Source organism: Thalassospira sp. UBA1131, from assembly GCF_002311515.1.
Classification (GTDB): Bacteria; Pseudomonadota; Alphaproteobacteria; order Rhodospirillales; family Thalassospiraceae; genus Thalassospira.
Window position 1 is genome coordinate 4,756 of record NZ_DCAO01000103.1, and the last position, 751, is coordinate 5,506.

Annotated in this window: 2 protein-coding genes and 1 pseudogene; all 3 read left to right on the forward strand. The window is 54.2% G+C overall.

What is annotated here, in order from left to right; translation table 11 throughout:
• Window positions 1-358: acyl-CoA dehydrogenase family protein (locus B3Z49_RS16105; protein WP_349676398.1), on the forward strand; the 358-nt coding region annotated here is incomplete at its 5' end.
• Window positions 355-516 (forward strand): hypothetical protein, encoded by a 162-nt coding sequence (locus B3Z49_RS16110; RefSeq protein WP_349676399.1) that lies wholly within the window; start codon window positions 355-357, stop codon window positions 514-516. The genes B3Z49_RS16105 and B3Z49_RS16110, both read left to right, overlap by 4 nt.
• A pseudogene (locus B3Z49_RS16115) lies at window positions 516-751 on the forward strand (acyl-CoA dehydrogenase); the annotation flags it as partial. The gene B3Z49_RS16110 and the pseudogene B3Z49_RS16115, both read left to right, overlap by 1 nt.

The following is a 751-nucleotide window of genomic DNA, read 5'->3' on the forward strand; positions in this document are numbered from 1 at the left end:
TGTCAGATCGCTTTGCCTGATCCGTGAAACACTGGCGCGTTATGACGGGCTGGCTGATTTTTCATTTGCGATGCAAGGGTTGGGGAGTGGCGCAATCTCCTTGTTCGGAACAACCGACCAGAAAGATACCTGGTTGCCAAAAGTTCGTTCTGGCAAGGCGATTGCCGCCTTTGCACTGACCGAACCGCAATCAGGTTCGGACGTTGCCAATATCGCGCTTGAGGCAAAGCGTGATGGCGACGATTTCGTCCTGAACGGTGAAAAAACCTGGATTTCGAACGGTGGTATTGCCGATTTCTATTGCGTCTTTGCCCGCACGGGTGAGGCCNNTCCCAAGGCCCGAACTTTGGTCACATGATGACCAAAACCATGCTGGCCCAGGAATGGAATATGTCGATCGAACAGGCGATCGAGGCCGAAGCGCAGGCGCAGGCAATCTGCATGCAGACCGAGGATTTCAATCGCGCCTACAAGGCATTCGTTGCCAAGGAAAAACCGGTTTTCGAGGGCGACTGATGGCAGATAAGACCTATCTTGATTGGCCATTTTTCGAAGACCGCCATCGTGAACTGGCGGCAAAGCTTGATGATTGGGCAGCAAGCAACATCAAGGGCATCAATCACGAGGATGTCAATGCGGCCTGTCGCGATCTTGTGGCACGTCTGGCCAGTGGCGACTGGTTGCGCCATGCCGCGATTGATCCGGCTGACGCGGGATCAAAGCTTGATGTCAGATCGCTTTGCCTGATCCG

Coding starts and splice junctions, on each gene's coding strand:
- B3Z49_RS16110 (WP_349676399.1), top strand. CDS start 355: ATGATGACCAAAACCATGCTGGCCCAGGAATGGAATATGTCGATCGAA.